Source organism: Marinactinospora rubrisoli (assembly GCF_042664915.1).
Taxonomy (GTDB): domain Bacteria; phylum Actinomycetota; class Actinomycetes; order Streptosporangiales; family Streptosporangiaceae; genus Marinitenerispora; species Marinitenerispora rubrisoli.
On sequence record NZ_JBHTBH010000017.1, the window covers coordinates 43,769 to 68,326 of the forward strand.

A 24,558-nucleotide genomic window follows, 5' to 3' on the forward strand; every position below is an offset into this window, starting at 1 on the left:
CCAGGCGCACGAAGAGCGCCGGACGCTACGCCGTCAGCGCCATGTCCTCAGTGGTCAGGTCGCTGGCGCTACCCTGCCAGCCGGACTGGAGCGCGCCGGAGGTCTGGACGGTGTTCTGTCCGTCTCCGGCCGGTGCGTGAACCGCGCCGACCGCGCTGGAGACGCCGTAGGGGCTGTCCTGTTGACCGGAATGGAGGGCGGGCGTGGCATTGGCCTGCTGTGCCTCGGTGTTGTCCGACCCGTCGAAGAGGTTCCCCAAGCCGCTGACGAGCGACCCGAGGATGCCGATGATCGCCTGGATGAAGTTGCCGCCGAGGACGTTGGGCAGCCCGTTGTCCTGGCCTTCTTGCTGGTTCTGCCCCTGGTCCTGGCCGTCGGCGTTCTCGCTGTTGTTCTGGGTCTGCTCGTCGTTCTTCTCCTCGTCGTCGCCGAACGCGCCGTCCCAGGCGGCTTCCAGGCCCTTGTCGGCGAGGAAGCCGCCGACCGCGGCGGCTCCGGCGATAAGGATGGGGACGAAGAAAGCCATGTCACTCTCCTTGCGTCACGGTTGTCGTCCGGCGGGTCACGTCCCGGAGGGGCGGGCCGGCCGGGTGGGTGGGGAAGGGCGGGGTGGGTGCGGGTCCGGGCGGACGGTGGTGGGCGCCGGGTGACGGGCGACGCGGGTCACGGCGGTGGGCAGCGGCGACGCCCCTGACGGTGCGGAGCCACGCGTGCGCCGCGCCGGGGCGCTTCGGGCGCCGGCCGACCGCTGTAGCAGCCGGCACGCCGTGATCAGCCCTTCGAGGAAGGACACGCTGCTCTCCAGCCGGTGCAGCACATCGGCCAGCGGCCCGTGCTCCGGAGCGTCCCGGGAGAGCATCGCCAGCTCGGACCGGACCATGCCGGCCTGCATCGCCCGCCGGAACACCTCGGCCTGCAGCGCCGCGATGTGCGCGTCGGTGTCGTCCAGGACCGCGCCGTCGGCCGTCGACAGGCCGACGGCGAACATCGCGCCGCCCAGTGAGGGGCCGAGCGGTGCGGGGGTGTCCGGGCCGGGCATGCCGCCTCCTCGCCGGTCGATCAGCGGCGGGAGCGGCGCCCCGCCGTGGGGCCGGCGCTCTGGACACCGTAGCCCGACTCCAGAGAGGAACCGCTCGACTGGAAGGACTCCATCACCCAGCCGAGCACCCCACCCTTGGCGCTGTCCACGATGTTCTTCGGGATCTCCATGAGGCTGCTGAGCATGTTGCCCAGGCCGAACTCGGCGCTGAACCCGTTCCCGCCTCGGCCGAACCCGGGAACGCCGAACCCGTCGCGGTCCCGGTTGTTGCCGTTGCCGTCGTTGTCGCGGTTGTTCCCGTTGTTGTTGTCGTTGCCGTCTCGGTTGTTGCCGCCCCTGTCACCGCCGCCGCGCTTGACCTGGGTGGCCTCGAAGCTGACCGGGGCGGCGAACGCGGCGTCCAGATCGGGGCCGCTGTTCGCCGACACGAGCGTGGTGCTGCCTCCAGCAGGCATGGTGTCGTCCTTTCCGGTGGATCGGCGGCTGAGCCGCGCTTCGGACGTTCGACCGGGTCGTCTTCTCGGTGGCCGCCGGGCCGGAACACGCGGGCCGGACCAATCGTGGATCGGACGCGCCCCCGGGCCGGAGGGTTCCCGGCCGGGGACCGTTTCCGGCCCGGCCGCTCGGCGGCCGCGCTGAGCAAGGCGATCCCGTTTCCGTGGTGAGCCTCAGTGCGTGAAGGAGACGTGAACGTGGTCGTTGTGATCCTCCGTGTCATTGCCGAGCGTCTTCATCGGCCGCCAGCAGCTCGGAGGCGAAGAGCCCACCGTGGACTCGCCCGGGCACGGCTCGTCGCCGATCGTCGGGTTCCAGATGCGCTGCCGCCAGATGATGTACTTGATCCCCATCTGCTCCGCGTTGGTCATCAGCCAGCGCGCCAGCTCGTCCCCATTGGCGTTCTCCTCGGCCGTTCCCGCGTCGCCGCGATTGTTGGTCATGAAGTCGCACGCCTGCCCCTTGCCGTGGTCCTGCGGATCGCCGGGCCGGGTGCAGTGCGCGCCCCAGTTCACGTCCGGGAAGTTGGCGAGCACCGACCGGTACCCGAGGCAGGTGAGTTCGGTCGTGGGGCCGTTGCCCACGCCGCAGTCGTAGTTCGCCCCCGTGGCGGACACCTCCGAGGCGTGGTAGCTGATCTCACCCGCCCGGATCGAGCCCGCGCCGCCGCCCGAGCCCGCGCCGTAGACGTCGGCCGCGAAGACCGTGGCGACCAGGGCGAACACCCCGGCGCCGCCCACCGCGAGGCCGGAACCGATGCCGACTTCGCTCTCACCGGCGTCGCGCCCTGATCCGCGGCTCCGGCGCCGCAGCCGCTCCCGCAGGCGTGCCCACATGTCAGGCGGCCCCCTCGTCCATCTCGAGTGACCGTGCGTCCAGCACGCCGCTGACGCCCCACCCGCGACCCTCGCGGCTCGCCGTGACGTAGTACTCGCCGATCTCCTGAGCGCCGCCGCCCGCGCCGGCCGGGCGGGCCCCGAGCGTCATGTGGAAGGTGACGCTGTCGGTGCCGATCGTGGCGGCCCGCAACACCTCGACCGTGCCCTGGTAGTCGCCGCCGCTCTCGCGCAGCGCCTCGGTACGAGGAGTGGTCTGCTGGCTCGTCTCCAGCGTGGCCGCGTACGCGGTGGTCGCGGTCGCCGAGAGCCGCGCCAGGTAGGCGGCGGGTGTCTCGCCGCCCTCGATCGTGCCGTAGGCGGCCGCGTGCCGTGCGGCCACCTCCAGCGCCGCGTCGAAGTCCGCTTCCTCCAGCGGCAGTAGGTCGCTCATCGCCTGCTCGGGCAGTTCCACGGGTGCGCCGTCGTCCGGTGCGGCGGACTCCTCGGCCGCGGGGCTCTCCGTCGCCGCCTCGGAGTCCGGCGGGGTGCCGCCGTCGGGCCGGGTGAGGATAAAGGCCGCGAACAGGCCGATCGTCAGCACCAGCATGCCGAGCAGGATCCAACCGCGTGCGGAGAAGGAGGATTCATGCATGGCGGACTCGTTTCGGGGTCGGGGGCGCGGGGTCATACCTGGGTCGAGCCGGAGCCGGAGCCGGACGGTGCCAGGTGGCTGACGCGCAGCACCTTGATCAGCGGCGGGCGAGGCCAATTCGGGTCGTCGTAGGCGTGCTCGGTGATCTGGGTGCCGGTGGCATATGCCTCGATGATCCTGTTATCGCCGGTCCACATCGCAACGTGCGAGGCGACGCCGCCGTGGCCTTCGAGGATCAGGTCGCCCGGCTGGATCTCGCTGAACGGCACCACCTCGCCGCCGTCCCACGCCTGCATCATCTGCGTGGTGCGCGGGATGTTGATGCCGGCTTCGCGGTAGGCCATCATCAGCAGGCCGGAGCAGTCGTACCCGGCGGGGCCGACGCCGCCCCAGATGTAGGGCAGGCCGATCTTGGACCGGGCGAACTCGATGGCCACCCCGGCGGGACCGTCGGCGGCCGCGGCGGTGGTGTCGCACTGCTGGCTGCCCACCGGCGGGGCGACCTCGTAGTCACCGTTCTCGTACCGCTCGGCGTTGGGGAAGACCTCGGCGACGTAGGGGCCGTTGATGCCGGAGCCATGGTAGCGGCCCACCGCCCAGCGCAGGGACTGGCCGTTGTCGACGAAGTGCCGCAGGAACACCGCGGTGGAGAAGATCGCGTCGTGCGGGTCCCACACGTTGACCCGGCCGTCGCCGTTGCCATCGACGCCGAAGTTCGCGCCGGCGGTGCCCGGCGCGGTCGTCCGGTCGGCCGCGGGTTCGTCCGGCAGGCCACCCCAGGTGTTCCCGGCGCTGCCCAGCGGGCCACCGGGCTGGCGGGTCTCGGGGTCGACCACGCCGAACTGCATCGGCCCGGCCGCTCCGTAGGGGTTGCGGGTGCCGTAGGCCAGGCCGGACGGCCAGTCCGGCGTGATCATGGCGGGCAGCCGGGCGTGCTCGGTCTCCTGGCGGCCGATGGCGGCCAGCACCGACCACGGAATGTCGTACTTCTCTCCGGCGGCCTGGTAGATGGGCAGCAGATCCTCGGGGATCGACATGGGGTCGTAGCCCCGTGGCGAGTCGCCGAGCGTGATCGTGCAACTGCTGCCGCCGCCGGAACCGAACCCGAGGTATTCGAATATCTGGTCGCCGCTGATCACCATGAGCGTGGAGCCCATGAACAGCGACGCGGACAGGCCGACCGCGGTGCCCGCCCGGCCGAGGTCCCCCCGGCCCATCGGACGGCGCAGCCGGGCGCGCAGCCGCCGCCAGACGCCGCCGCGGCCGCTGCCGCGGCCGGTCACGCTCACGCCGACGCTCCCGCGTCACCGGCGGCGGCGTCCTGGACGTCGATCACCGCCCAGCGGCCGTCCTGTTTGACGACGGTCACCGCGAAGCCGTACTCACCGCTGGCCGAGCCGTCCCGGGTGGTTTCACCGCTGACGACGAAGACCGCGCTGTCCTCGGCGATCGTCCGGATGCCGGTGACGGCGGCGCTCGCGTCGGCGTCGCCCTCGGGCAGCGGTTCGCCCATCAGGTCGGTGTGCCGTTCCTCGGTGGAGGCGAGCAGGGTGAGGAAGTCCGCGTCGGTGAATTCGGCCAGCCGCTCCATCCGGTCCTCATCGGTCCGGACGTAGGCGTCGGTGAAGCCCTGTGCGGTCCGGGCGGCCTCCAGGAGGTCGTCCTCGGTGTTGGGCAGCAGGGCGAACAGATCGCCGGGCTCGCCGCCGCTGCCGTCGCCGGATCGCTCGCCGCCGTCCCCGCCGCTGCCGCCGGCCTCCTCCTGCCGGCCGGACTCGGCGGGCCCGGCGGCGTCCGGTGCGCCGTCATCGCCCATGGTCTGGACGAACATGAACCCCAGGAGCAGCACGGCCAGCAGCAGCAGGGTGCCCATGACCACGAGCTGCTTGCGGTTCCCGCCGAAGTCGTTCACGGTCCCTCTCCGTCAGGGCGGTCGTTCATGGTGTGCCGGTCGCCGGGCCCGGGGCCGCGACGTGCGCCGCACCCTACGAGGTTTCGGTGACAGGAGCCGAGGGCGGGGGCAGGGCTCGGCGACCTTTCGTTTTCGTGTCAGGGGAACGACGCCCGGTGGTTCCGTGCAGGTCATCGCGTTTTCGGTTTCCGCGGCGAGTGTGCCGAGTCCGGAAAGGCGGTGTCGCTCCTCTGGTGCGGACGTTCGGGTCCTTAGAGGATGGTTGGGGGTCCGGGGTTCCGAATTCCAGTGGTTGTGATTCAGATCACGTTTGATGGAATTGTGTGAAGGGTGTAAACATACTCACCGGCGCACTGTCGCCTTCGGGGGTATCGGGGTGTTTCCATGGGAGAACGAATCGACTGTTTTCCCAGGTCAATGATGGTTCCGTGTTCTGTCGGTCCCGGGTGGCACAGTGTGTGGAGTCGGACGGTCTCCATTCGCCGGCCTCGATCCGTCCCGCGCGCTTTCCTTCCCCCCAGTTCGTGGATCGCCGTTCAACGAGGACAACTCCCAGTTCATCCCAGGAGGTAGTCGCAGTGATGCGCGTGTTCGGCCACCGCGGCGTGAGCGCGGAGGAGGCGGCAGCCGCACACGGGAACGACCCGTCCGATGAGGGCGTGCAGGCGGTCCTGCTCGGCTGCCATGGCGGCGCCGGGGCCAGCAGCATGCAGGCCCTGCTGGGCACGCCGTGGAACCTCGGCTGCTACTCCCCGGAACTCCGCCGGATCGAGACCTTCGGCCGACCGCTCGTCCTCGTCGCGCGGGACAGCGCCTCGGCCGCCGCGCGGGTCATCGAGGCCGTGACCGGGGTCACCACGGCCGGCACCGCCATCGCCTGTCTGGTCATCATCGCCGATGGCTCCGGGCCGGAACCGAAAGAGGCCACCGGGCGTCTCAGGCTTATCGAGGACCGGGTCGGCACGGTCGTCCGCTTTCCGTTCGTCGCCGGTCTGCGGTACGCCGACGCGAATGAGGCGGACAAGGTGGAACTGCCGAAGAAAGCGGTACGGGCACTGACGGATATTCACGCGGCATGCGCGAACGCCATGTCCGGATCTCCGAACGAACTCATCGGATAACTGAAGGAGATGAACGTGAGTTTACTGCTCAGTGGATTCACGCGTTTGCAGGTGGAGGTCTACGCCCTGCCGTTGCCGGCCACCAATATCGACGGTGACACTTTCAATCCGGGCATCCGGCTCCCGAACAGCGACGACAATGCCGGCCAGGAATCGATTCAGACCATCCTGTCCTGGGGCCAGGGCATCGTGGTGGTCATCGGGATCATCGGGGTGCTGTTCTGCGCCGGGAAGATGGCGGTCGGCAAGTTCGGCCGCTCGGACCTGGCCGCCGAGGGTGTGGGCGGTCTGGTGTGGACCGTGCTCGGCATCTCGCTGATGCTCATCGCCGTTCCGGTGATCATGCTGCTGCTCGGTTCCGGCGGCGGCGAGCAAATCTGACCGCCAAGGCGACCGCGCGCGTCGCCCGGTGTTGTCCCGAGAGACGACGGAGACCCCCTTGAATTCGTTACTGACTCTGGCCACCCAGCTTCAGGTCGAGCTGCCACACCCGATGGCCATGGCACTGCTCGGCGTCCCCATGAACGAAATGGACCTCCAGAACGGGGACAGTTGGGACCCGTCCCCGCAGATCCCCGCCGGGGCCGTCGATCCCATCGACACCATCTTCGCCTGGGGCCGCGGCATCGTGGTGGTCATCGGGATCATCGGGGTGCTGTTCTGCGCCGGGAAGATGGCGGTCGGCAAGTTCGGCCGCTCGGACCTGGCCGCCGAGGGTGTGGGTGGTCTGGTGTGGACCGTGCTCGGCATCTCGCTGATGCTCGTCGCGGTGCCGATCGTCACGCTGCTGCTCTGATCCTTCCGGGCCGGCCGGCATCGCACGGCCGGCCCGGCCCTCCTCGGACCGTCCGTTCGGAGAAAGGAGCCCGGAACGATGACGTCTGCCGAATTCACCGCCGGGTCCGTCAACGGCGTCCTGCTCGCGGCGGATCCCGACCAGTACGACTGGTCCATCCCCGGTCAGACGATCCTCAGCTGGATCATCGGGGTCGGGGTGGTCATCGCGATCATCGGCGTCCTCATCGTCGCCGGGAAGATGATCCAGGCCAACTTCACCGGCGACCCGTGGATCGCCGCCCGCGGTATGGGCGAGCTGCCGTGGATCGCGCTCGGCATCGTGCTGCTGCTGGTCGCCGGGCCGGCGATCGGCATCCTGCTCAGCCGGGACCAGGGCCGGGGCGACGACTGGGGCGGTGCGATCGTCAACATCCCGTGGATCAGGCCCGCGGAGCCCGACAACGACGATGATGATCCGCCGCTCAATGTCTGACGCCCCGACCACAGCCGCTCCGCACAGCCCAGCACGGCGTTCCCCCGACCCGCTGACGGCGGGGCGCGGGATGTTCCCCGGTACCCCCTCCTAGTTCAGGATTGTCAGACATGGCCGACCTGGAACAGATGAGCCAGGATGTCAGCGAGAAGATCCCCGACCTGGTGGAGAACCTGTACACCAGGTTCTGGTTCTCCGACTTCGTGGACGTCACCGGCAACCTGGAGCAGAACCCCGGCATCCTCGCCTTCCACGGGATCATCTTTCCGCTGGTGACCTTCCTGGCCACGGCCGGGCTGCTCGTCGCCGCGGTCCGCCTGCTGTGGTACCGCAGGCTCGATCCGATGATGGACACGGTCAAGGCCCTGCTCACCCTGGTCTTCGTCACCTTCGTCGGCCTGTTCGTCACCCAGCTGCTCGTCAACTTCAGCAACCGGCTCTCTTACTACATCCTGGCCCGCCGCGAGGTCGGCGACACGTTCCGGAACCTCGGCGAGCTGCTGAGCGACACCAACCCGCTGCAGGAGGTGTTCGGGGCGGCCGGCTTCCTGGTCGGGGTGCTGCTGGGCATCGCCGTCATCGTCGGGTTGGTCATCCAGATCGTCGCGCTCTTCTACACCCAGGGCGTCATCTACATCTGCGCCGCGGTGCTGCCACTCGCTGCCGCCGCCGCCCTCATCCCCGGCCCCGGGACGAGCATCTTCACCCGGGTCACCGGCTGGATGGCCGGCTCCATCCTGTTCAAGCCGGTCATTTCCATCATCTACGCACTGGGCTTCATCCTCATGGGCCAAGCCGGGCGGGGCAGCGGCTACGAGGAGAACGACGGCGGCATCGTCTTCATCGACACCTCCAGCGCGAACGACGCCAACGACGGCGCGGTCTTCCAGTACCTCGTCGGCGTCGCGATCGTCACCATGGCCACCGGCGCCCTGCCCCTGCTGTGGAGCGTGCTCAGCAAGATGTTCGCCGGGCTGTCCGCCAAGATCGGCGGGAGCATGCTGGGCGGCGGTCTCGGAGGTGGCGGCGGCGGTGGTGGTGACCGGAACGGCGGCAACCGCAACAACGGCAACCGCGCCACCCCCTCCTCCTACGACGGTGCGGCGTCCGGCATGGGCGGCGACGCCTCCACCCGGGCCGCCACGATCAGCAACGGGCTTCCCTCCCCGGAGATGGCGGGCGTCGGTGCCGGTGGCGGCGGATCGGCCCTGGCGGCTGGCGCGGGCGGCGGCAGCGGCGGCGGCGGATCGAGCGCGTTCGGCGTTGCCTCGAACGGCATGACGGCCCAGGCCGCGAGCATGAACGGGCAGGGCTCCGGGACGGGGACCGCCGGTGGCGGTTCGGGCGGCACCGGAACGGGCGCCGGGGGCGGCTCGGGCTCGGGCGGCGGCGCGACGGCCCTGCCGGCAGGCGCGGGCAGTGCGAGCAGCCTCGGCTCGGCGGCCGTGGCCGGGGGCTCGGGCGGTGGTTCCGGCGGCGGTTCGGGCGACGGCCCGGGTGGCACCGGCTCCGGCACCGTGCTGCCCACCGGCGCCGACGGCGGCGACGGCCCCGGATCGACGGGCGGACCCGGCGCGGGCGGTGACGGCCACGTGATGCCGACCGGCGCCGGTGACGGCGGCGACATCGGCGCGGCCGGTGGCGGTGGTTCCGGCGGGCCCCTCGCGACCGGCGCCGCGGGCGCCGGTGGCAGCGGCGGATCGTCCGGCGGGGGCGGCTACCCGGGTGGGGGCGGAACCTCCGGGGGCGGGACGTCCGCGGGCTACTCCACCGCGTCCGTGCCCACCCCGAGCGGCGCCTCCACGGTGTCCGGCGGCGGTACCTCGGGAGGAGGTGCGCGATCGGGCGGCGACGGCGGCGGCAGCACCGCGGTCCCGCCCGGCGCCGGAGGGACGGACACCTCGGCCGGTCCGGGAGCCACCTCGGCGGGATACGGCGACGACTACTACCAGCCCTCCGGGGCGGGCGACCACCACCAGCCCACCGGCGCTGAGGACTATTACCAGCCGACCGGGGCCGGATACGATCCGGCGCCCGCCGCGGACCCGCCTGTGGCGTCCGGCGCCTCGGGCACCGACTGGGAGGCCCCCTCGGGGGCGACGAGCTACCCGCGCGACGACGACTGGGGCGGCGACCTGCCCACCGGCGCGGTCTGACCAGGACTGATCGAGTAAGGACGAGGAGATGTCGCAGCGTACCTACGGCGGATGGCGCCGCAAACGCAGCATCGGGCTCATGGGGTTGGGCTTCGCTTCGACGATGACCCTGCTCGGCAGCCTGGTCGTGTTGATGATCGTGGCGTTCATCGACCAGACGATCGCGGCCTACCTGGTCCCGCCGCTGGTCGTGGCCTTCGCGCTGGCCCTCATCCCGGTCCAGGGCGGTTCGCTGCTCAGCTTCCTGCTGACCCGCATCAAATGGTGGTGGGCGACCGTCCGCGGCCGCACCCGCTACCGGGCCGGCGTCCTCGTGGAGCACCCGCGCGCGTTCCAGCTGCCCGGGGTGCTCGCGCCGGTCACCCTGCTGTCGGCGGAGGACGGCCGCGGCGGCCGGTTCGGCATCGCCTGGAACCGGCGGCTCGGCCACATGACCGCCACCATCCTCGTCTCGTCCAACTCGGTCTGGCTGGCCGAGGACGGCGATGTGGACACCTGGGTCGCCAACTGGCACAACTGGCTGGCCGGATTCGGCTACATGCCGTGGGTGCAGTGGATCACCGTCACGGTGGAGTCCAGCCCGGACCCCGGGTCGACCCTGCGCGACCAGGTGTCCGCCGAGATCGACCCGAACTCGCCGGAGGCCGCGCGCAAGATCATGGGCGACCTCGTGGCGCTCGCCCCCGCCGTGAGCGCCCAGGTGGAGACCCGGGTCGCCATCACCTTCGACCCGCGCCGGTTCCCCACCAGTCCGAAGAACCGCCTGGAGGCCGCCGTCGAGGTGGGCAACTTCCTCAACCAGGTGGAGAGCGGGCTGGGCAGTTGCGGGGTCAGCGTCATCGGCCGGGCCACGCCCGAGCAGCTCGTCACCATCGTGCGCAACGCCTACGACCCGGCGCGCCGGGGCTCGGTCTCCCAGGCGCTCGCCGCCAAGGACGTCGTCACCAAGGACTGGTCCGACGCCACGCCGGTCGGCGCGGAGACCATGCACGACCACTACGTGCACGACAGCGGCATGAGCGTGGCCTGGATCTGGCAGCAGGCGCCGCGCACGCACGTCACCAGCACCGTGCTCTCGCAATTGCTGGCCCCCACCCGCTGGACCAAGCGCACCACGCTGCTGTTCCGCCCGTGGCCGGCCGCGTCCGCGGCCCGGGCGCTGGAGACGCAGAACTCCGCGGCCCAGTACAAGAGCGAACTCGCCCTGCGGGTCCGGCACCGGGTGAGCGCCCGCGACAGCCAGGACCTCGCCTACGCCCGGCAGGCGGCGCGCGAAGAGACCATGGGCGCCGGGCTCGTGCAGATGAGCCTGTACGCCTCGGTGACGGTGGAGGATCCCGACGAACTCGACCGCGCCGTCTCCCACACCGAGTCGGCCGCCGAGACCTCGCGGATCCGGCTGCGCCGCGCCTGGGGCAGCCAGGACGTCGCCTTCGCGACCACCCTGCCGCTCGGCGTCTGCCCGCCGTACCTCATCCAGCGGAACATGAGTTAGGAACTCCGCCGTGGTCGTGACGAACAAGGACGCACCGTTCGCCGGGGGCCCCGACGCCTCCATTCCGCCGGGCAATCCGGGCAAGATGTCCCGGCGGGAGCGCAAGGCGGCGAAGAAGGAACTGCGCGAGGCCGCCAAGCGCGAGAAGCGGGAGAACCGGCGCGCGGCGAAGGGCCGCCGGGCGCCCTCCGGGCGCAGCCGCGCCGGCGAGCGCGAGGCCCAGGACCTCGCCACCGGCGCCGACAAGGACGAGGTCGTCGCGCCGCTGATGGGGTGGCCGCACGTCGGCGGCGGAATGTCGGCGAACATCCCCAACGTCCCGGAGTACCAGGCCACCACGGCGCAGGCGTGCGGGCTCTTCCCGTTCGTCACCAGCAGCAAGCCGCCGGCCGTGGGCACGCCCATCGGCCGCGACCTGCTCTCGGGCGAGGTCGTCTGCCTGGACCCGCTGGCGTGGCTGCGCGCGGGACTGATCACCAACCCGGGCTGCTTCGTGCTCGGCCAGCCCGGCACCGGCAAGTCCACGCTGGTCAAGCGGATGGTCACCGGCGCGGTGTCGTTCGGCACCCAGGCCATCATCCTGGGCGACACCAAGCCCGACTACACCAACCTGATCCACTACCTGGGCGGCCAGGTGGTGCGGATCGGCCGCGGGCTGGACCGGATCAACCCGCTGGACGCCGGCCCGCTGGGCGTCTCGATGTCGCACCTGAGCGAGTCCGAGCGGGAGAAGCTCCGCTGGGAGGTGCGCTCCCGCCGCATCTCGCTGCTCATGGCGCTGTGCACGCTGATCCGCGAGGACCGCATCACCAACGCCGAGGAGGTCGTCCTCGGCGCGGCCATCGACCTGCTGGACGAGCGGCTGGGCGCCACCCGCCAGCCCACCGTCATCGACGTGCTCCAGGTCATCGAGGAGGGGCCGGAACGGCTCCGGTCCCTGGCGCGTGCCGGCAGCCGCGACCGCTACGACGAGCGGGTCGACGGGCTGGTCTTCACGCTGCGGCTGCTGTGCACCGGCTCGCTGGCCGGTGTGTTCGACGGCCCCACCACCAACCCGATCGACCTGGAGGCGCCCGGCGTCAGCGTGGACATCTCCCGGGTCGGCGCCGCCGGCGACAAACTGCTCACCGCGGCCATGCTCTGCACCTGGAGCTACGGGTTCGGCATGGTCGACGCCGCGGCGGTGCTCTCCGACAACGGCCTCATCCGGCGGCGCTCCTACATCGGCGTGATGGACGAGCTGTGGCGCGCCCTGCGCGGCGCGCCGGGCCTGGTGGAGTACGCGGACTCGCTGACCCGCCTCAACCGCAGCAAGGGCATGGCCTCGGTGATGGTCACGCACTCGCTCAGCGACCTGGAGGCGCTGGCGACCGAGGAGGACCGCGCCAAGGCGCGCGGGTTCGTCGACCGGTCCGCGATCACCGTCCTGGCGGGCCTGCCGCCGCGCGAGCTGGCCAGCGTCAACCAGATCACGCCGCTCACCGGCCCCGAGCAGGGCCTGGTGTCGTCGTGGTCCTCGCCGGACTCCTGGCAGCCCGGGACCCTCCACCCCGGGCGCGGCAAGTACCTGATCAAGACCGGCGCCGAGCGGCTCGGCATCCCGGTGCAGATGACGCTCACCGGCGACGAGTACGAGCTGTACGACACCGACCAGGCGATTCGGAGGGTGTGATCGACGGTGTCCTCGCAGAGCAAGAACAACAAGTACCAGCCGCGCGGCGGCGCCATGGCCGCCGGCACGCCGCCGCTGCTGGTGCTCGGAGCCATCTGGGCGCTGGTCGGCCTCGTCTTCCTGGTGTGGCTGGCGGCCTGGGTCGCCGCGCTGCTCAGCGGCGGTGACGTCGGCGGCTTCGGTGCCCGGTGGGCGCTGGCGCTGTTCACCGGCGACACCGCCACGGCGTGGCCGGGCACTCCGACCTTCCTCGTGGTGCTGGTCTGCGCCGCGTTCGGCACCGGGCTGTTCTTCGCGGGGCGATTCGCCTTCCGGTTCATCAGCGGACGTTTCGGCGACGAGGGCGATCCGGTGCGGGCGCTCAACGTCGGCAACAAGTGGGTGGCGGAGCTGGCCCGCCCGGAGGCGGCGGAGAAGGCCATCCGGCTGCGCAAGCACACCCTCAAGGGGCGCACCGGCAAAAGCCTGCAGCAGGAGGAGGTCGGCCTCGTCCTCGGCGACATCAAGCTTCCGCGCGGACGGACCGGGTCGCGGCTCTTCGCCTCCTGGGAGGACACCATCCTCGCCTACATGGCGCCGCGTGCCGGAAAGACCACCGGACTGGCCATCCCCTACGTGCTGGACGCGCCGGGCCCGGCCCTGGCCACCAGTAACAAGGGCGACGTGTGGGCGGCCACCGCGCGCATCCGCGAGCTGCGCACCGGCGAGCGGGTGTGGCTGTTCGACCCGCAGCGGATCACCCACCAGCCGCAGGCGTTCTGGTGGAACCCGCTGGGCACCGTGCGGACGGTGGAGGAGGCGCACCGCCTCGCCGGCCACTTCGTCCTCACCATCGACGATGACGACTCCAAGAAGGACATGTGGGGGCCGGCCGCCAAGGCGCTGATCTCCCAGCTCATCCTCGCCGCCGCGCTGGAGGGCGAGTCGCTGGAGACCGTCGGCGAGTGGCTGCACGACGCCAAGCAGCCGCGGCCGGTGGACATCCTGTTCGAGCACGGGTTCATCGCCTACGCCGAGGCGCTGCGCGAGACCCAGAACATCGTCAGCGAGACCCGCGACGGCATCTACACCACCGCGCGCACCGCCGCCCGCTGCCTGGACGACCCCGAGATCATGGAGTGGGTCTGCCCGCCCAAGGACGGCCGCGAGCTGGACGAGTTCAACCCGCGGGAGTTCGTGAAGTCCAAGCAGACGCTGCACCTGCTGAGCAAGTCGCGGTCGGCCGCCGCGCCGCTGATCGCGGCCATGACCGACGCCATCTTCATCGCCGGTGAGGAGGGCTCGGAGGGGATGGGCGGCCGGCTCGACCCGCCGCTGGTCGCGGTGCTGGACGAGGCCGCCAACATCTGCAAGATCTCCGACCTGCCCGACCTGTACTCCCACCTCGGATCGCGCGGCATCATCCCGGTCACCATCCTGCAGAGCTACCGGCAGGGCGTGCGGGTGTGGACCGAGAACGGCATGGAGGCCATGTGGTCGGCCGCGACGGTCAAAGTGTTCGGCGCCGGTCTGGACGACCACAAGATCGTGGACGCGCTGTCCAAGCTGATCGGCCAGCACGACGTGTCGACCACCTCGTTCAGCTACGGCGACGGCAAGGGCAACCACTCGGTGCAGCTGCGCCGCCAGGAGATCATGGAGGGCGCCGACATCCGGCGCATCGAGAAGGGCGAGGCGCTGATCTTCGCGACCGCCGCGCAGGCGACGCTGGTGAAGATGTGCCCCTGGTACAAGGGCAAGGACGCCGCCACGGTCACCGCGGCCATCAAGGAGGCTGAACAGGCCATCACCGAGGGCGCGCAGCGCAGGTACGGGGCCGGGGCGGGCAGCGCGGCGGTGGAGTCGTGAGGGCGCAGTAGCGTGCCACAGCGGCATTCGCCGCAAAGGTGAGGAGTGAGGAATGGCGGACGAGAAGGGTCCTTCAAGGCCTTCGGCTGACCCGCGGCAGAGGGGAAGCCTGGACGGGCGCGTGGACGCCGATCCCGGGCGCGCAGCGGACGACAAGGCCGAGAAGTTCCGGCAGGCCGACATCGACCGGGCACGCGCCAGGGGAGTGAACCTCAACGGGCCCGGCTTCGCGGGGTTCGGGCACGCCAACGGCCACGGCCTGGCCGACACCACGGCCAACGTCGCGCAGCAGAACGTGGCCGGCGCTTTCCGGTCCGTGCAGTGGGCGCGGCCGGCGTTGCGTGCGCTATGGAGCTCCACGAAGGGCGTCGGACGTTTCGGGAAGCGGCTGCTGCGCTCGCTGCTCGGGGCTCTGAGCCGACTGCGCGCCCGCCGGGCGCAGCGCGCGGAGCAGCGCTGGCGGCCCGACGATCAGATCACCCGGCCGGAGCTGCCGGAGCGCGTCGCTGAGGACACGGCCGCCGCCGTCCGCGGCATCGACCCCGTGCGGCTCGCCAACGTGCTGCGCGAGGCGCTGAAGGACCATCCGGAGATCCCGGAGGCGGTGCTGCAGCGGCTCACGGACCCCGCCGAGCTCGCGAAGATCCTCCAGGGCGTCGACGCGAAGGCGGTCAACATGGTCGTGCGGACGAACTTGGACGATCTGCACGACAGCCTCAATGAGGTCTGGGGTGAGCGGCTGGGCGGCATCGCCCGGTTCCCCGAGTACCGCGACTTCGAGCGGACCTGGCGGGTCACCGAGGACCCGAGGTGGCAGATCACCAACGCCTCGGCCGACGACCTGATGGCCGTCATGGCGAGCGCCGCCGCGTCGTCGGACCCCGAGGCCCAGAAAGCGCTTGGACGGGCCGAGTCGGAGCTTCGCGAGCGGTCACCCCTGATGTACGACGCGTACCAGCGTGAGAAGCAGGCCGTCGAGGCGGCGGGCCCGGCCAAGCCTGCCGCTGAAACCAGGGCCCAAGCCGTGCTCGCCGGACTGGCCAAGGCGGCGCTGTACGAGACCGAGCCCCGGATGCCGGTCGACGAGTTCCACCGGGCGAAGGTGGAGTACCGGGAGTGGCTGAGCGACACCGATCGGGATCAGGTCAAGGACACGGTGGACGCCCTCCAAGCCCGGGCGGAGGCGGGGGACGAGGACGCGCCGGTGCTGCTCGACAAGGCGATGCTGCGGCTCTCTGCCGAGAACCCCGAAGTGGCGGGACGTTACCTGGAGCTCATGTTCGAGGAGCCGGTGCGGGATGCCGCCGACGTCTTCAAGCAGATCCGGGCGGAGACGGACGGCCACCCCTTTGACCCCGGCGCGAAGCTCAAGGTGGGAGGCGAAACCAAGTCCGCCGATGCGTCGAAGACGGCCGAGAGGACCGACGAGAGGAGCCGGTCGCAGCCGATCGTCAACGTGTTCGTCGTTGCGGGGGACGATGTCCGCGGAGCCGACCCGGGCGGACGCCGAGGACCACTGGAACGGGCCGGGGACCACCTGCGGAGGCACGGCGGCGTGCTGAACGCCTCCGGCGAAGGCGGACGGCGCGGACGCTGAGGCCGCCCGACAGCGGCTTGGACGGATACACGATGACTCAGGCGGGCAGCGTGGCGAGACGGACCGGAATGCCGCGCTGCCACGGCCCGCATCGAATGAGGGAGCGAGGATGAGCGAGAACACCACCGCCGCCGTCCGGGACCGCCGGAGCGCGGGCAGCCTGGACGGCGGTCCGGAGGGCTCGGAAGGACGTGGCGGATCCGGCGGATCCGACGAGGACGGCCGCCAGGTACGGGGCCACGAGGACCGGCGCCGCCACCTCATGACGAGCGCCATGGGCGGCCAGGCGGCCGCCGCCTTCCAGAACGCCTCCGGCGGGGTCTTCGACGTCATGGAGGCCGCGCTGATGAGCCAGCTCGGCATGGCCGTGCGGATGCCCACCAAGGTCGGCCGGTCGTCGATGGTGCGGTCCGGTATAGGCATGAGCGCCGCGATCTGGGCCCGGCTGCGGCGCAACCGCGACGTGCGGCGGGGGGCCGAGAACAACCAGACCGTCTACCCCCAGTCGTCCCCTCAGGCGATCTTGCAGATCCTCATCGTGATCCAGGCGGCCGACCCCCAGCAGGTCGCGCAGGCGACGGCAGCCGACCTGGAGGGCCGTACGGACCTCTCGCCGGAGGCCAGGGCCGCGATCTCCGATCCGGAGAACGTCGGCCGGATCCTGGCGGGCCTCAAGCCCGAGGACGTCGACCAGATGCTGCGCAGCGTCGGCCGCCAGGAGCGCCTCATCGGCCGGCTGGAGGGCATCTGGGACGCCCGGCGGGAGAACATGCCGGGCCTGAAGGACGTCCCGGATTTCGGCAGCGCCTGGAAGGTTGTACAGACCGGCGAATGGGACCCGAAGACCGCGCCCCTGGAGGAGTTGAACGCGGTCTGGGCGAGTTCGCTCGCCTCCACCGACCCGGAGGCGCGGGCGACCCGGATCGCGATCGAGGCCGCGGTGCGGGAGCGCGAGCCGCAGATGTACGAGGCGTACCGGCGGCACCTGCTGTTCGATGCCGCGGCCAACGGGACCGGAAATCTGGAGTCCGACCGGCTGGACCGGCTGACCGCCTTCGAGCAGGCGCTACTGTACGCGGGCGAGGAGCCCATGCCGATGAACGCGTACTGGCAGACGCCGTTCAACGCCAATGAGTACAGCGCGCAGCAGGTCGCGGACATGGCGGACGCCGCGCACCTGCACGCGGCCCGGGGGCACACGGCGGCGGGGCAGCGGCTCGACACGATGATGTGGGAGCTGCGGGACCAGAACCCCGCCGTCTCGGACCGCTACTGGGACCTCCGCAACGAGGGGAAGTCCCCGGCGGAGGCGATGAACACCGTCCGCGGCGAGATCGACGGGCACCTGCACCCCACCGATGCCGACGCCAAGCTCGCCCCGAAGGACATGACGGCCACGGCGACGGTCAAGGAGGTCAAGGAGGACGAGGCCCGGCGGGACGCGGTCGATCCCACCCGCGTCGAGTCGGCCGAGGAGCAGCAGGAACGCACCCGTCGGCAGACCGTGGACGAGAACCAGCGCCGGACCGCGGCGAGTGGGCCGGAGCTCAGCCCCGCGCAGGGCGATGAGCTCGACCGGGCGATGACCGCCCTGCAGCACTCTCCCAGTGCCACCGAGCGGCAGACGGCCGCCGAGTACTTCAAGCTCCGCTACGACGAGAAGATGTCCCCGGCCGAGGCCAGGGACCAGCTGCGCTACGAGCGGGCGACCGATCGCGTCGGATCGCTAGGAGACGCGACGGCGCAGCCGGCCGCCGAGGATCGCCGGACCGCCGCACCGGCCGACGAGCCCCGGGTCACCGTCCAGAGCGACCGGGAGCGCGCCACGTCGGCCGCCCAGGACATCCGGTCCGGGCAGACGACCGGGAAGGAGGTGCAGCTCTACTCGGCGCTGGATCACCCCCGTGGGCTGCCCGAGACCCCGGAGGAGAAGCGGACCGCCGCAGCCAAGCTCGGCAAGTACCAGGCGCGCCGTCAGGAGCAGGCCCAGACCGAGCGCCGGGTCGCGGCCGCCTGAGCGGCGCCGCTCCCGTCCCCCGACCTGACCAGTTCGACCAGAGGAAGAGCGCATGACGACCACGTCCGAGGAGCAGACCGACAACGCCCCGGCGCCGGACACCACCGACCGGTCCACCGTGACCGAGGCGATGAACCAGCAGGCCGACGGCGACGATTCTCCCCAGCCGGTCTTCAAGAACGTCGAGGAGTTCGTCACCTACCGCTTCCTGCCGATGTACTGCCGCCCCGAAGGCGGCCAGTTCCGGTGGTGCCGGCAGTGGTGGAAGCACCCCGAGGCGGTGTCCCGGTTCCACGCCCTGTGGCACGCCTGGGAGGTGCTGCGCTGGGAGCCGGGCACCGGCATGGCCGTGTGGTACCGCGACCACCTCGACTACCAGATGACGATCCTGCTCGGCGACACCGGCCCGTTCCGCGAGTGCACCTCACGCCGGCACCAGGACCCCAAGCCGCTGCCGGCCGACCCGGCGCCGGAGGGCTGGTTCGAGGACGAGTGGTAAACCGGCGGCCCTCGCCGGGGTGGAACTCGCCACGGCCGGGGCCGTCGTCCTCCTCCTGGGCGGGCGGTTCGGCGTCCTGGGACGACCGGCACGGGCCGCCACTCCGGCCGGTTCCGTGGGACGCACGGTGATCAGGAAGTTAATTCTCGGCGTCGCGGGACCACACGGGCCGAGCGAGACTTCGGGCGAATGGTAACAAGGGGGATGTTCGACCCGATGTGAGCACGTGTGGTCCGGAGTGGTGCGCAATGGACGGTCTCCTGGAGGCGATGAAGACGTTCGTCGCCGGGCTCGGGAGCGACCCCGCGCGGCTCTGGCTCACGCTCGGCGCCGGCGTGAGCGTGAATTACATGCGCCACTGGTACATCGCGAAGATCAGCAAGGCCAAGGCCCTGTACGCGGAGATCAGAGGGAACCTGGCCGGCGGCACGATCAGCAAGTTCGTGACGAACCTTGAACGTGTCCACCTGCACAACCAGGCGCAGGCGGAGCGGATGCGCGCCAACGTCGTCGCGCGGAGACAGCGTGCGGAGGCGGCCGTCGCGGTCGCCAACGAGGCGCACACCCGTCGGAAGACGAGGTCGGACACGCTGACGAAGATGACCCCCGAGGTCATCCAGGAGATCCAGAGGTGGCAGCAGGGGCAGCGGGCGAAGCAGACCACCCCCTCAAGCTCGTGGATCCTGCCGGGGTCGCCCGGCTTTTTCACCGGCCCGCCGCCCCAGCAGGGACGGCCGCGTTCCGCCGGGCGGGCCCGGTGACGGGGGGAACCGCGCGCCGATCTCTGGGGCGAACGTGAGTGACGTGGTCCAGGTGTTCGCGGTGTCGGGCGCGATGACCCTGTTGCTGGTCGCGCACCGGAGTCTCGCCGGCCTGCGGAGGCGGCGCGGTGTGGCGCCCCTCGGTGAATCGCAGATGGCCGCGCTCATCGACGAGCGGGAGCGGCTGAACCGTCGCGACCTTCGGCTGGCCGAGGACGTCGGCCAATTGCTGGCCCGCGAAGCCGGCGTCCGGGAACTCGCCGATATGCACGAAGCCGGTTCCGGCGACCCCGCGCTGATCCAGGTGCGGGACGTCGCCGGATGGATCCGGCGGTCCGACGCGGTGCTGGCGCGGGAGCGGTCGCGATGATGAACGGACCGACGCCGCGGGCGGCGCGGCAGGGCTGGACCGCAAGGCCAGAGGGCAGGGAGTGGCCGTGGCCGGGGTCCTGATCGTGATCGGAGCCGTGGCCCTGTACGGCGTGCTGCGTCATGCCCTGAGCCGCGAGAACAAGGCTCAGTGGAAGCTCGCGGACGCGCGGAAGCGCGAGGCGCGCACCACGCAGGAGGAACGCATCAACCGGGTCAGCGGCATGCTGGCCGCCCAGGACGAGACCTGGCGCTACCTCACGGAGGACGCCCGACGTGAGGATCAGGTGAGCGTCACGCGGTACACGACGGCCATCGACACCGTCTGGAACGAGGTGTCGATGGGGCAGCTCGAAACGGCCCAGATCGACCACCGCCTCGTCGAGGCGGAGGGGGTGCTGACGGCCACCGCGGACGGCATGCCGCCCCTGCTCATGCGAGACGCACGCGGGTGGCTGCGTGTCTCGCCCGACATCGACCAAGAGGAGCTTCCCGCGACGCTTCGGACGCTGGTCGCCCAGTACTGCCGCGCGTACAACGCCGAAGCCGTTGACCTGGCGGCGCGGTACCGAGCGGCCCTGTCGCACCTGGAACCCGTCACCCGAGCGAACCAGGAGCGGGAGCTCACCGAGGACGTGGAGCCCTTCCAGCCGACCCCGGTGACGACCGACTACGACCGCCCGTCCTCCTCCAGGACCTCCTGGCTCGGCCGGGCGCTGGAGCGGGTGGCGTCCAGGAAGGACGCACACCTCGACTACCGGGGATCGGCGCGACGGGAACTCGACGGCATGGTGGAAGCCCACCACAAGAAGGGGCGGGCGTGAACGGCGCGGCGGCCGGAGCGCGCGTTCGCCGGGCGCGGGTGAGGGGTGGAGACCGGTGAACGAAGGGTCCCTGCTGGCGATGCTCGGCGTCTACTGCGTCAGCGTCACAGCCTGGATCGTGCGGACCACCATCGAGAATCGGCGGCGGCCCTCCGACACCCTGCTCGGCTTCGACCTGGAGAACCGGGCGGCCGCAGAGCGGCTCCGGCTGCTGGAAGAAGGGGTCCGGGACCGGCTGGCCGCCGTGCGGGCGGCCGAGCGCCGCGTCTACCGGCCTGAGATCTTCCAGCCGGGGGCCGGGCAGGACGCCCGGGGCGCGGCCGCCGCGACGGCCGAGGAGACCGCCGTCGAGGCGGATCGGCTGCGCGACGAGTTCCGGCGCATCGAGCAGCGGGAGGAGCGCCTGGCGGCCGAGCTGGACGAACGGAACCGGTCCACGCTCGCGGCGCGCCGACGCACTCTGGCCGCGCTCGGCCGGGTGGAACTCATCACCTGTGGTCTCGCCGCCGCTCTCACGGTCTGGCTGCTCGTCGTTCTGGTGAGGTGGTCCGTGTCCTGAGAGCCCCTCTCAGGACTCATACGGCGCTCCCCCGACCCCCGCCGGTCCGGCTCTGCCTCCCCGGTCACGGAGCCGGTCCGAGAAGGCGACGAACGGGCAGGAGTCAGCCGGCCAGGACCAGGGAGACCCCCTGGATACCGGCGCCTGCGACGAGCACGATGCCGACCACCAGCAGCACGATCTCCACGCCGAGCGCGATGCGGCGGTTCCGCTGCTTCACGGCGAGTGCCTGTTCGCCCTCGCGTTCGATCCGCTCCTGCTCGGCACGGGAGTCGGCGTCCAGCCGGAGGACCTGCTTCTGTACCCGCTCCGCCTCCGCGCGGATACCGGCGAGGTCGGGCGGCGGGCCTTCGGTGGTGAGGCGGCGCGCGTGCGCGTCCAGCAACTCGTTTCCTCGGCGCACCGCGGAGACACGGACGTCCAACTGAGCGGACTCGACGGTGTTGCGCACGAAGAGGTCCGGGACGTCGAGCATGAACTCGAAGATCCGCCGGAGGGACCTCGCGGCCAGGACGGTTCCCGCCACCAGGACGGCGGCCAGCGCTAGTTCGGGCACGGGCATATCCTCATCATCCACTGCGTCCTCGGACGGACGGTGCCGACTCTGGCGGCAACGCCGTCACATCCGTCACTGGCCGCGGCCGAACCGGCGCCGCGGCGTATCGGCTCCGCGCCTGCGCTCGCCGGTTCCGGCCGCTTGCCGGCTCTCTCCGTTGCGGAACCGCCCCATCACGGCACCGAGCCCATGCGCCGAGGTGGCCGTGTTGCCTTCGCCGAGTTGCGGCGCCGTTCGGGTGTCCGGGCCGGTGACCTGCGCGCGGTGCCGTGCTCTAGCGGCCTTGACCCGTTCTAGCCGAGGACCGGTGATCTCCTCCAGGCGGGCGTCCGCCTCCAGACGTTGCCGCAGATCCAGTTGCTTCAGGAGCTTGGTCCTGAGCTGGGGCGAAAGCGTTGACGTATCGCCCTCCTCATAGGACTTCGTGAGGACACCCGACTCCACGAACTCATCGAACCTGCGGGTCATCTCCTCCGGTCGGGCGTCCGGCGCCATGGCGTGCCACTGGTCCAGCTCCTTCGGGAGCTTGACCCTGATCTCGGCCGCGACGCCGGTGGTGTCGCCCATGGCGTAGACGGTCTTGAGGAAGCCCATGTCGACGAGCTTGTCGAACTTCTCGGTGATGCTGGGCTTCTTGAGGTCGATGTCGAGCTGGATGCGCGTGATCTCGTCGCTCGTCTTGGCCTGCTTGTGGAGCTCCGCGGTCTTGGCTCGGCGGATCTCGTCCGGGCGTTCCTGCGCCTCCCTGAGGTCGGCCAGCGCCGCATCGTGCTCGCCCCGGCTCCCCAGCGCCTTCTGCAGGTTCTCCTCACGGGTGTTGCCCGCTGACACGAGCGCCTGTCTGAGCTGGACGCCCAGGCTGACCCCGAGCGTGGTCAGTACAACGGCGACGGCGCCGACGACGATGGTCACCACTGTTTCATCACCCCCATGTACGGCGCGCTACAGCCCCGTGGCGAGAAGCGCGATGAGAACGGCGGCGAGGATCACTTGGCCGCCCGCGATCGCGACCGCGGTCGGCGTGAACCAGGTGGCGCCGGATGAGCGTCGGTCCCGTGCCAGTCCGTCGGACAGCCGGCCGTTGAGCCGAGCCAACTCGGCTTCGAGGTCATCCGCAGTGCGCGCGGCCGTCCCCGGTGGCGCCTCCTCACCCACCGCTGCGAGATCCCTGAGTACCAGGGACTTCTCGACGGTGAGCGCCTCCAGTTCGGCGACGTCGGCGAACCGGCGTTCCAGCCGTTCGGCGTCCGCCGCCTCCACGTCCCGCCCTGGGGCGCCCCGTCCGTAGACCCCGGTGCGGCGCATGAGCGACTCGTGGACCACCTGGGCCACGAGTGCGACCACCGCCGTGACGGCCAGTGCCGTGATCACGGTGTCCATCACTGCCCGACCTCCCTCGGGTCCATGCCGCGAGCACGGTTCACAGGGTCCCCCGGTTACGGCGGACGCTCTCCCGCAGCCGCTGCAGCCGGCCGCGCTGGGCGGGAGCCGGCGAGGAGGACTGCGATGCCTGCTGGCCCTCGGTTACCGCCTTCAGGATGTCGTCCAGGCCGGTGTTGATCCGGTCGTAGGCGGTCGAACGCTCGCCGAGCCGTTTCGCGAGGGTGTCCAGATCGCTCGTGTGCTCCTTCACGCGTGCGAGGTCGCGTTCGGCCGGGCGTACGGCGGTCTTGAGGTCCTTAATCTGCCGCTGGATGTCGTTGATGGCGTTCTGCGGAACGAGGTCGATTTCGGCGAGCGGCGTCTTCGTGCCCGGAAAGTACTTGGCCCGCTTGGGCAATTTCCCGGTCAGCAGCGCGCGCCTGGACCGGTCGGTCTGAAAACTGACGTACGCCTTCGCGCCGAAGATCGCCGTGAGGGAAGCACTGGAGATGAGGCCGAGACCCCAGACCCCCAGCTGCACCCACTGCGGCAAGGCGCTGAGGAACGCACCCAACTCGACCTCCCCCTGATCGGCCCGAAACGCCGCGCGAGTTCATCCGCGCCGAGCCTATCGAAGCCAGTTTGTTGGTTTTTGTCCAGGGGGTTACGGATACCCGAATTCGTGAATGCGCGTTGACCATACGAACGGTGCGGTGACCGAAGCCGGTCACCGCACCGATCCGCCATCCGAAGCGCGCTCAGGATGCCTTGATCTCGCAGACCACCCCGCCGTTGCTCACCGTCTCGCCTGCGGCGACGGTCAGCCCGGTGACGGTGCCCGACTTGTGCGCCGTCAGCGGCTGCTCCATCTTCATGGCTTCGATGACCACGATCGTGTCGCCCTCGGCCACCTCCGCGCCGTCCTCGGCCACGACCTTCACCACGGTGCCCTGCATCGGGGAGACCAGTGCGTCGCCGCTCACCGCCGCCGCCTGCTTGGCGCCGCCGCGGCGGGTGGGCTTCGGGCCGGTGGAGCGGGCCGGGGTGGCGGTGGCGCCCAGTTCGGCGGGGAGCACCACCTCGATCCGCTTGCCGGCGACCTCGACCGTCACGCGCTCGCGCGGTTCGGGCTCGGCCTGCTCGGTGCCGCCCTCGTACGGCGGGATGGTGTTGTGGAATTCGGTTTCGATCCAGCGGGTGTGGACGGTGAATTCCTGGCCGGTGGGTGGGGCGAAGGCGGGGTCGGTGACCACGTGCTGGTGGAAGGGGATGACGGTGGGCATGCCGCCGACGTGGAATTCGGCGAGGGCCCGGCGGGAGCGTTGCAGGGCTTGTTCGCGGGTGCGGCCGGTGACGATGAGTTTGGCGATCATGGAGTCGAAGGCCTGGGGGACGGTGTAGCCGGCTTGGCAGCCGGTGTCCACGCGCACGCCGGGGCCGCCGGGCAGGTCGAGGGTGGTGATGGTGCCGGGGGCGGGCATGAAGTTGCGGCCGGGGTCTTCGGCGTTGATGCGGAATTCGAGGGAGTGGCCGTGG

At 71.0% G+C, this 24,558-nt stretch carries 27 protein-coding genes; 15 read left to right on the forward strand and 12 right to left on the reverse strand.

Features of this window, described 5'->3' with window-relative positions; translation table 11 throughout:
- Positions 1 to 25 precede the first annotated feature (25 nt).
- The 7 genes from ACFQRF_RS26110 to ACFQRF_RS26140 all read right to left on the reverse strand — a co-directional run bounded on the left by ACFQRF_RS26110 (position 26) and on the right by ACFQRF_RS26140 (position 4,916).
- The gene (locus ACFQRF_RS26110) at positions 26 to 526 is read right to left on the reverse strand and encodes a hypothetical protein (RefSeq protein WP_379873925.1); all 501 of its coding nucleotides are present in this window, start codon (positions 524 to 526) and stop codon (positions 26 to 28) included.
- A 36-nt stretch (positions 527 to 562) separates the two neighbouring features.
- On the reverse strand, positions 563 to 1,039 hold the full coding sequence (locus ACFQRF_RS26115; RefSeq protein WP_379873926.1) for a hypothetical protein: 477 nt from the start codon (positions 1,037 to 1,039) through the stop codon (positions 563 to 565).
- A 20-nt stretch (positions 1,040 to 1,059) separates the two neighbouring features.
- Entirely contained in the window at positions 1,060 to 1,494 is a 435-nt protein-coding gene (locus ACFQRF_RS26120) for a hypothetical protein (RefSeq protein WP_379873928.1), read from the reverse strand.
- 213 nt (positions 1,495 to 1,707) lie between these two features.
- A complete protein-coding gene (locus tag ACFQRF_RS26125) occupies positions 1,708 to 2,370 on the reverse strand; it encodes a VldE C-terminal domain-containing protein (RefSeq protein ID WP_379873929.1) in 663 nt (220 codons plus the stop codon).
- Position 2,371: 1 nt separating this feature from the next.
- Positions 2,372 to 3,004: a hypothetical protein gene (locus tag ACFQRF_RS26130; RefSeq protein WP_379873931.1), complete on the reverse strand. Its 633-nt coding sequence runs from the start codon at positions 3,002 to 3,004 to the stop codon at positions 2,372 to 2,374.
- Positions 3,005 to 3,036: 32 nt separating this feature from the next.
- Positions 3,037 to 4,293, reverse strand: coding sequence for a C40 family peptidase (locus tag ACFQRF_RS26135; protein ID WP_379873932.1), 1,257 nt, complete (start codon positions 4,291 to 4,293; stop codon positions 3,037 to 3,039).
- On the reverse strand, positions 4,290 to 4,916 hold the full coding sequence (locus ACFQRF_RS26140; RefSeq protein WP_379873934.1) for a hypothetical protein: 627 nt from the start codon (positions 4,914 to 4,916) through the stop codon (positions 4,290 to 4,292). Before ACFQRF_RS26140 ends, ACFQRF_RS26135 begins: the two co-directional genes overlap by 4 nt.
- A 458-nt stretch (positions 4,917 to 5,374) precedes the next feature.
- On the opposite strand from ACFQRF_RS26140, the gene ACFQRF_RS26145 reads away from it, so the two are divergent.
- The 15 genes from ACFQRF_RS26145 to ACFQRF_RS26215 all read left to right on the forward strand — a co-directional run bounded on the left by ACFQRF_RS26145 (position 5,375) and on the right by ACFQRF_RS26215 (position 21,104).
- Complete coding sequence (locus tag ACFQRF_RS26145) at positions 5,375 to 6,037, forward strand: hypothetical protein (RefSeq protein ID WP_379873936.1); 663 nt, start codon at positions 5,375 to 5,377, stop codon at positions 6,035 to 6,037.
- A gap of 15 nt (positions 6,038 to 6,052) precedes the next feature.
- On the forward strand, positions 6,053 to 6,418 hold the full coding sequence (locus ACFQRF_RS26150) for a hypothetical protein (protein ID WP_379873938.1): 366 nt from the start codon (positions 6,053 to 6,055) through the stop codon (positions 6,416 to 6,418).
- A 58-nt stretch (positions 6,419 to 6,476) separates the two neighbouring features.
- The gene (locus ACFQRF_RS26155; protein WP_379873940.1) at positions 6,477 to 6,833 is read left to right on the forward strand and encodes a hypothetical protein; all 357 of its coding nucleotides are present in this window, start codon (positions 6,477 to 6,479) and stop codon (positions 6,831 to 6,833) included.
- A gap of 78 nt (positions 6,834 to 6,911) precedes the next feature.
- Positions 6,912 to 7,307: a hypothetical protein gene (locus ACFQRF_RS26160; protein WP_379873942.1), complete on the forward strand. Its 396-nt coding sequence runs from the start codon at positions 6,912 to 6,914 to the stop codon at positions 7,305 to 7,307.
- 110 nt (positions 7,308 to 7,417) lie between these two features.
- Positions 7,418 to 9,463 (forward strand): hypothetical protein, encoded by a 2,046-nt coding sequence (locus tag ACFQRF_RS26165; protein WP_379873943.1) that lies wholly within the window; start codon positions 7,418 to 7,420, stop codon positions 9,461 to 9,463.
- Positions 9,464 to 9,491: 28 nt separating this feature from the next.
- Positions 9,492 to 10,958 carry an SCO6880 family protein gene (locus ACFQRF_RS26170; RefSeq protein WP_379873945.1) on the forward strand — a complete coding sequence of 489 codons (1,467 nt, stop codon included), beginning with the start codon at positions 9,492 to 9,494 and terminating at the stop codon, positions 10,956 to 10,958.
- Positions 10,959 to 10,968: 10 nt separating this feature from the next.
- Positions 10,969 to 12,630 carry a hypothetical protein gene (locus ACFQRF_RS26175; RefSeq protein ID WP_379873946.1) on the forward strand — a complete coding sequence of 554 codons (1,662 nt, stop codon included), beginning with the start codon at positions 10,969 to 10,971 and terminating at the stop codon, positions 12,628 to 12,630.
- 6 nt (positions 12,631 to 12,636) lie between these two features.
- Complete coding sequence (locus tag ACFQRF_RS26180; RefSeq protein WP_379873948.1) at positions 12,637 to 14,478, forward strand: type IV secretory system conjugative DNA transfer family protein; 1,842 nt, start codon at positions 12,637 to 12,639, stop codon at positions 14,476 to 14,478.
- 121 nt (positions 14,479 to 14,599) lie between these two features.
- A complete protein-coding gene (locus tag ACFQRF_RS26185; RefSeq protein ID WP_379873950.1) occupies positions 14,600 to 16,075 on the forward strand; it encodes a hypothetical protein in 1,476 nt (491 codons plus the stop codon).
- A gap of 109 nt (positions 16,076 to 16,184) precedes the next feature.
- On the forward strand, positions 16,185 to 18,092 hold the full coding sequence (locus ACFQRF_RS26190; RefSeq protein WP_379873951.1) for a hypothetical protein: 1,908 nt from the start codon (positions 16,185 to 16,187) through the stop codon (positions 18,090 to 18,092).
- A 52-nt stretch (positions 18,093 to 18,144) separates the two neighbouring features.
- Positions 18,145 to 18,591, forward strand: coding sequence for a DUF4913 domain-containing protein (locus ACFQRF_RS26195; protein WP_379873953.1), 447 nt, complete (start codon positions 18,145 to 18,147; stop codon positions 18,589 to 18,591).
- Positions 18,592 to 18,839: 248 nt separating this feature from the next.
- Positions 18,840 to 19,352, forward strand: coding sequence for a hypothetical protein (locus ACFQRF_RS26200; protein ID WP_379873954.1), 513 nt, complete (start codon positions 18,840 to 18,842; stop codon positions 19,350 to 19,352).
- Between the two features lie 34 nt (positions 19,353 to 19,386).
- The gene (locus ACFQRF_RS26205; protein WP_379873956.1) at positions 19,387 to 19,722 is read left to right on the forward strand and encodes a hypothetical protein; all 336 of its coding nucleotides are present in this window, start codon (positions 19,387 to 19,389) and stop codon (positions 19,720 to 19,722) included.
- Positions 19,723 to 19,789: 67 nt separating this feature from the next.
- Positions 19,790 to 20,545 carry a hypothetical protein gene (locus ACFQRF_RS26210; protein WP_379873957.1) on the forward strand — a complete coding sequence of 252 codons (756 nt, stop codon included), beginning with the start codon at positions 19,790 to 19,792 and terminating at the stop codon, positions 20,543 to 20,545.
- Positions 20,546 to 20,600: 55 nt separating this feature from the next.
- Positions 20,601 to 21,104, forward strand: a complete 504-nt coding sequence (locus tag ACFQRF_RS26215) for a hypothetical protein (protein WP_379873959.1) — start codon at positions 20,601 to 20,603, stop codon at positions 21,102 to 21,104.
- 103 nt (positions 21,105 to 21,207) lie between these two features.
- On the opposite strand, the gene ACFQRF_RS26220 is transcribed toward ACFQRF_RS26215, so the two are convergent.
- The 5 genes from ACFQRF_RS26220 to ACFQRF_RS26240 all read right to left on the reverse strand — a co-directional run.
- Complete coding sequence (locus ACFQRF_RS26220; RefSeq protein ID WP_379873961.1) at positions 21,208 to 21,660, reverse strand: hypothetical protein; 453 nt, start codon at positions 21,658 to 21,660, stop codon at positions 21,208 to 21,210.
- Positions 21,661 to 21,732: 72 nt separating this feature from the next.
- Positions 21,733 to 22,572: a hypothetical protein gene (locus tag ACFQRF_RS26225; protein ID WP_379873962.1), complete on the reverse strand. Its 840-nt coding sequence runs from the start codon at positions 22,570 to 22,572 to the stop codon at positions 21,733 to 21,735.
- 30 nt (positions 22,573 to 22,602) lie between these two features.
- Entirely contained in the window at positions 22,603 to 23,040 is a 438-nt protein-coding gene (locus tag ACFQRF_RS26230) for a hypothetical protein (RefSeq protein ID WP_379873964.1), read from the reverse strand.
- A gap of 40 nt (positions 23,041 to 23,080) precedes the next feature.
- Positions 23,081 to 23,596 carry a hypothetical protein gene (locus ACFQRF_RS26235; protein ID WP_379873966.1) on the reverse strand — a complete coding sequence of 172 codons (516 nt, stop codon included), beginning with the start codon at positions 23,594 to 23,596 and terminating at the stop codon, positions 23,081 to 23,083.
- A 184-nt stretch (positions 23,597 to 23,780) separates the two neighbouring features.
- A partial coding sequence (locus ACFQRF_RS26240; protein ID WP_379873967.1) for a biotin/lipoyl-containing protein occupies positions 23,781 to 24,558 on the reverse strand: 778 nt, incomplete at its 5' end.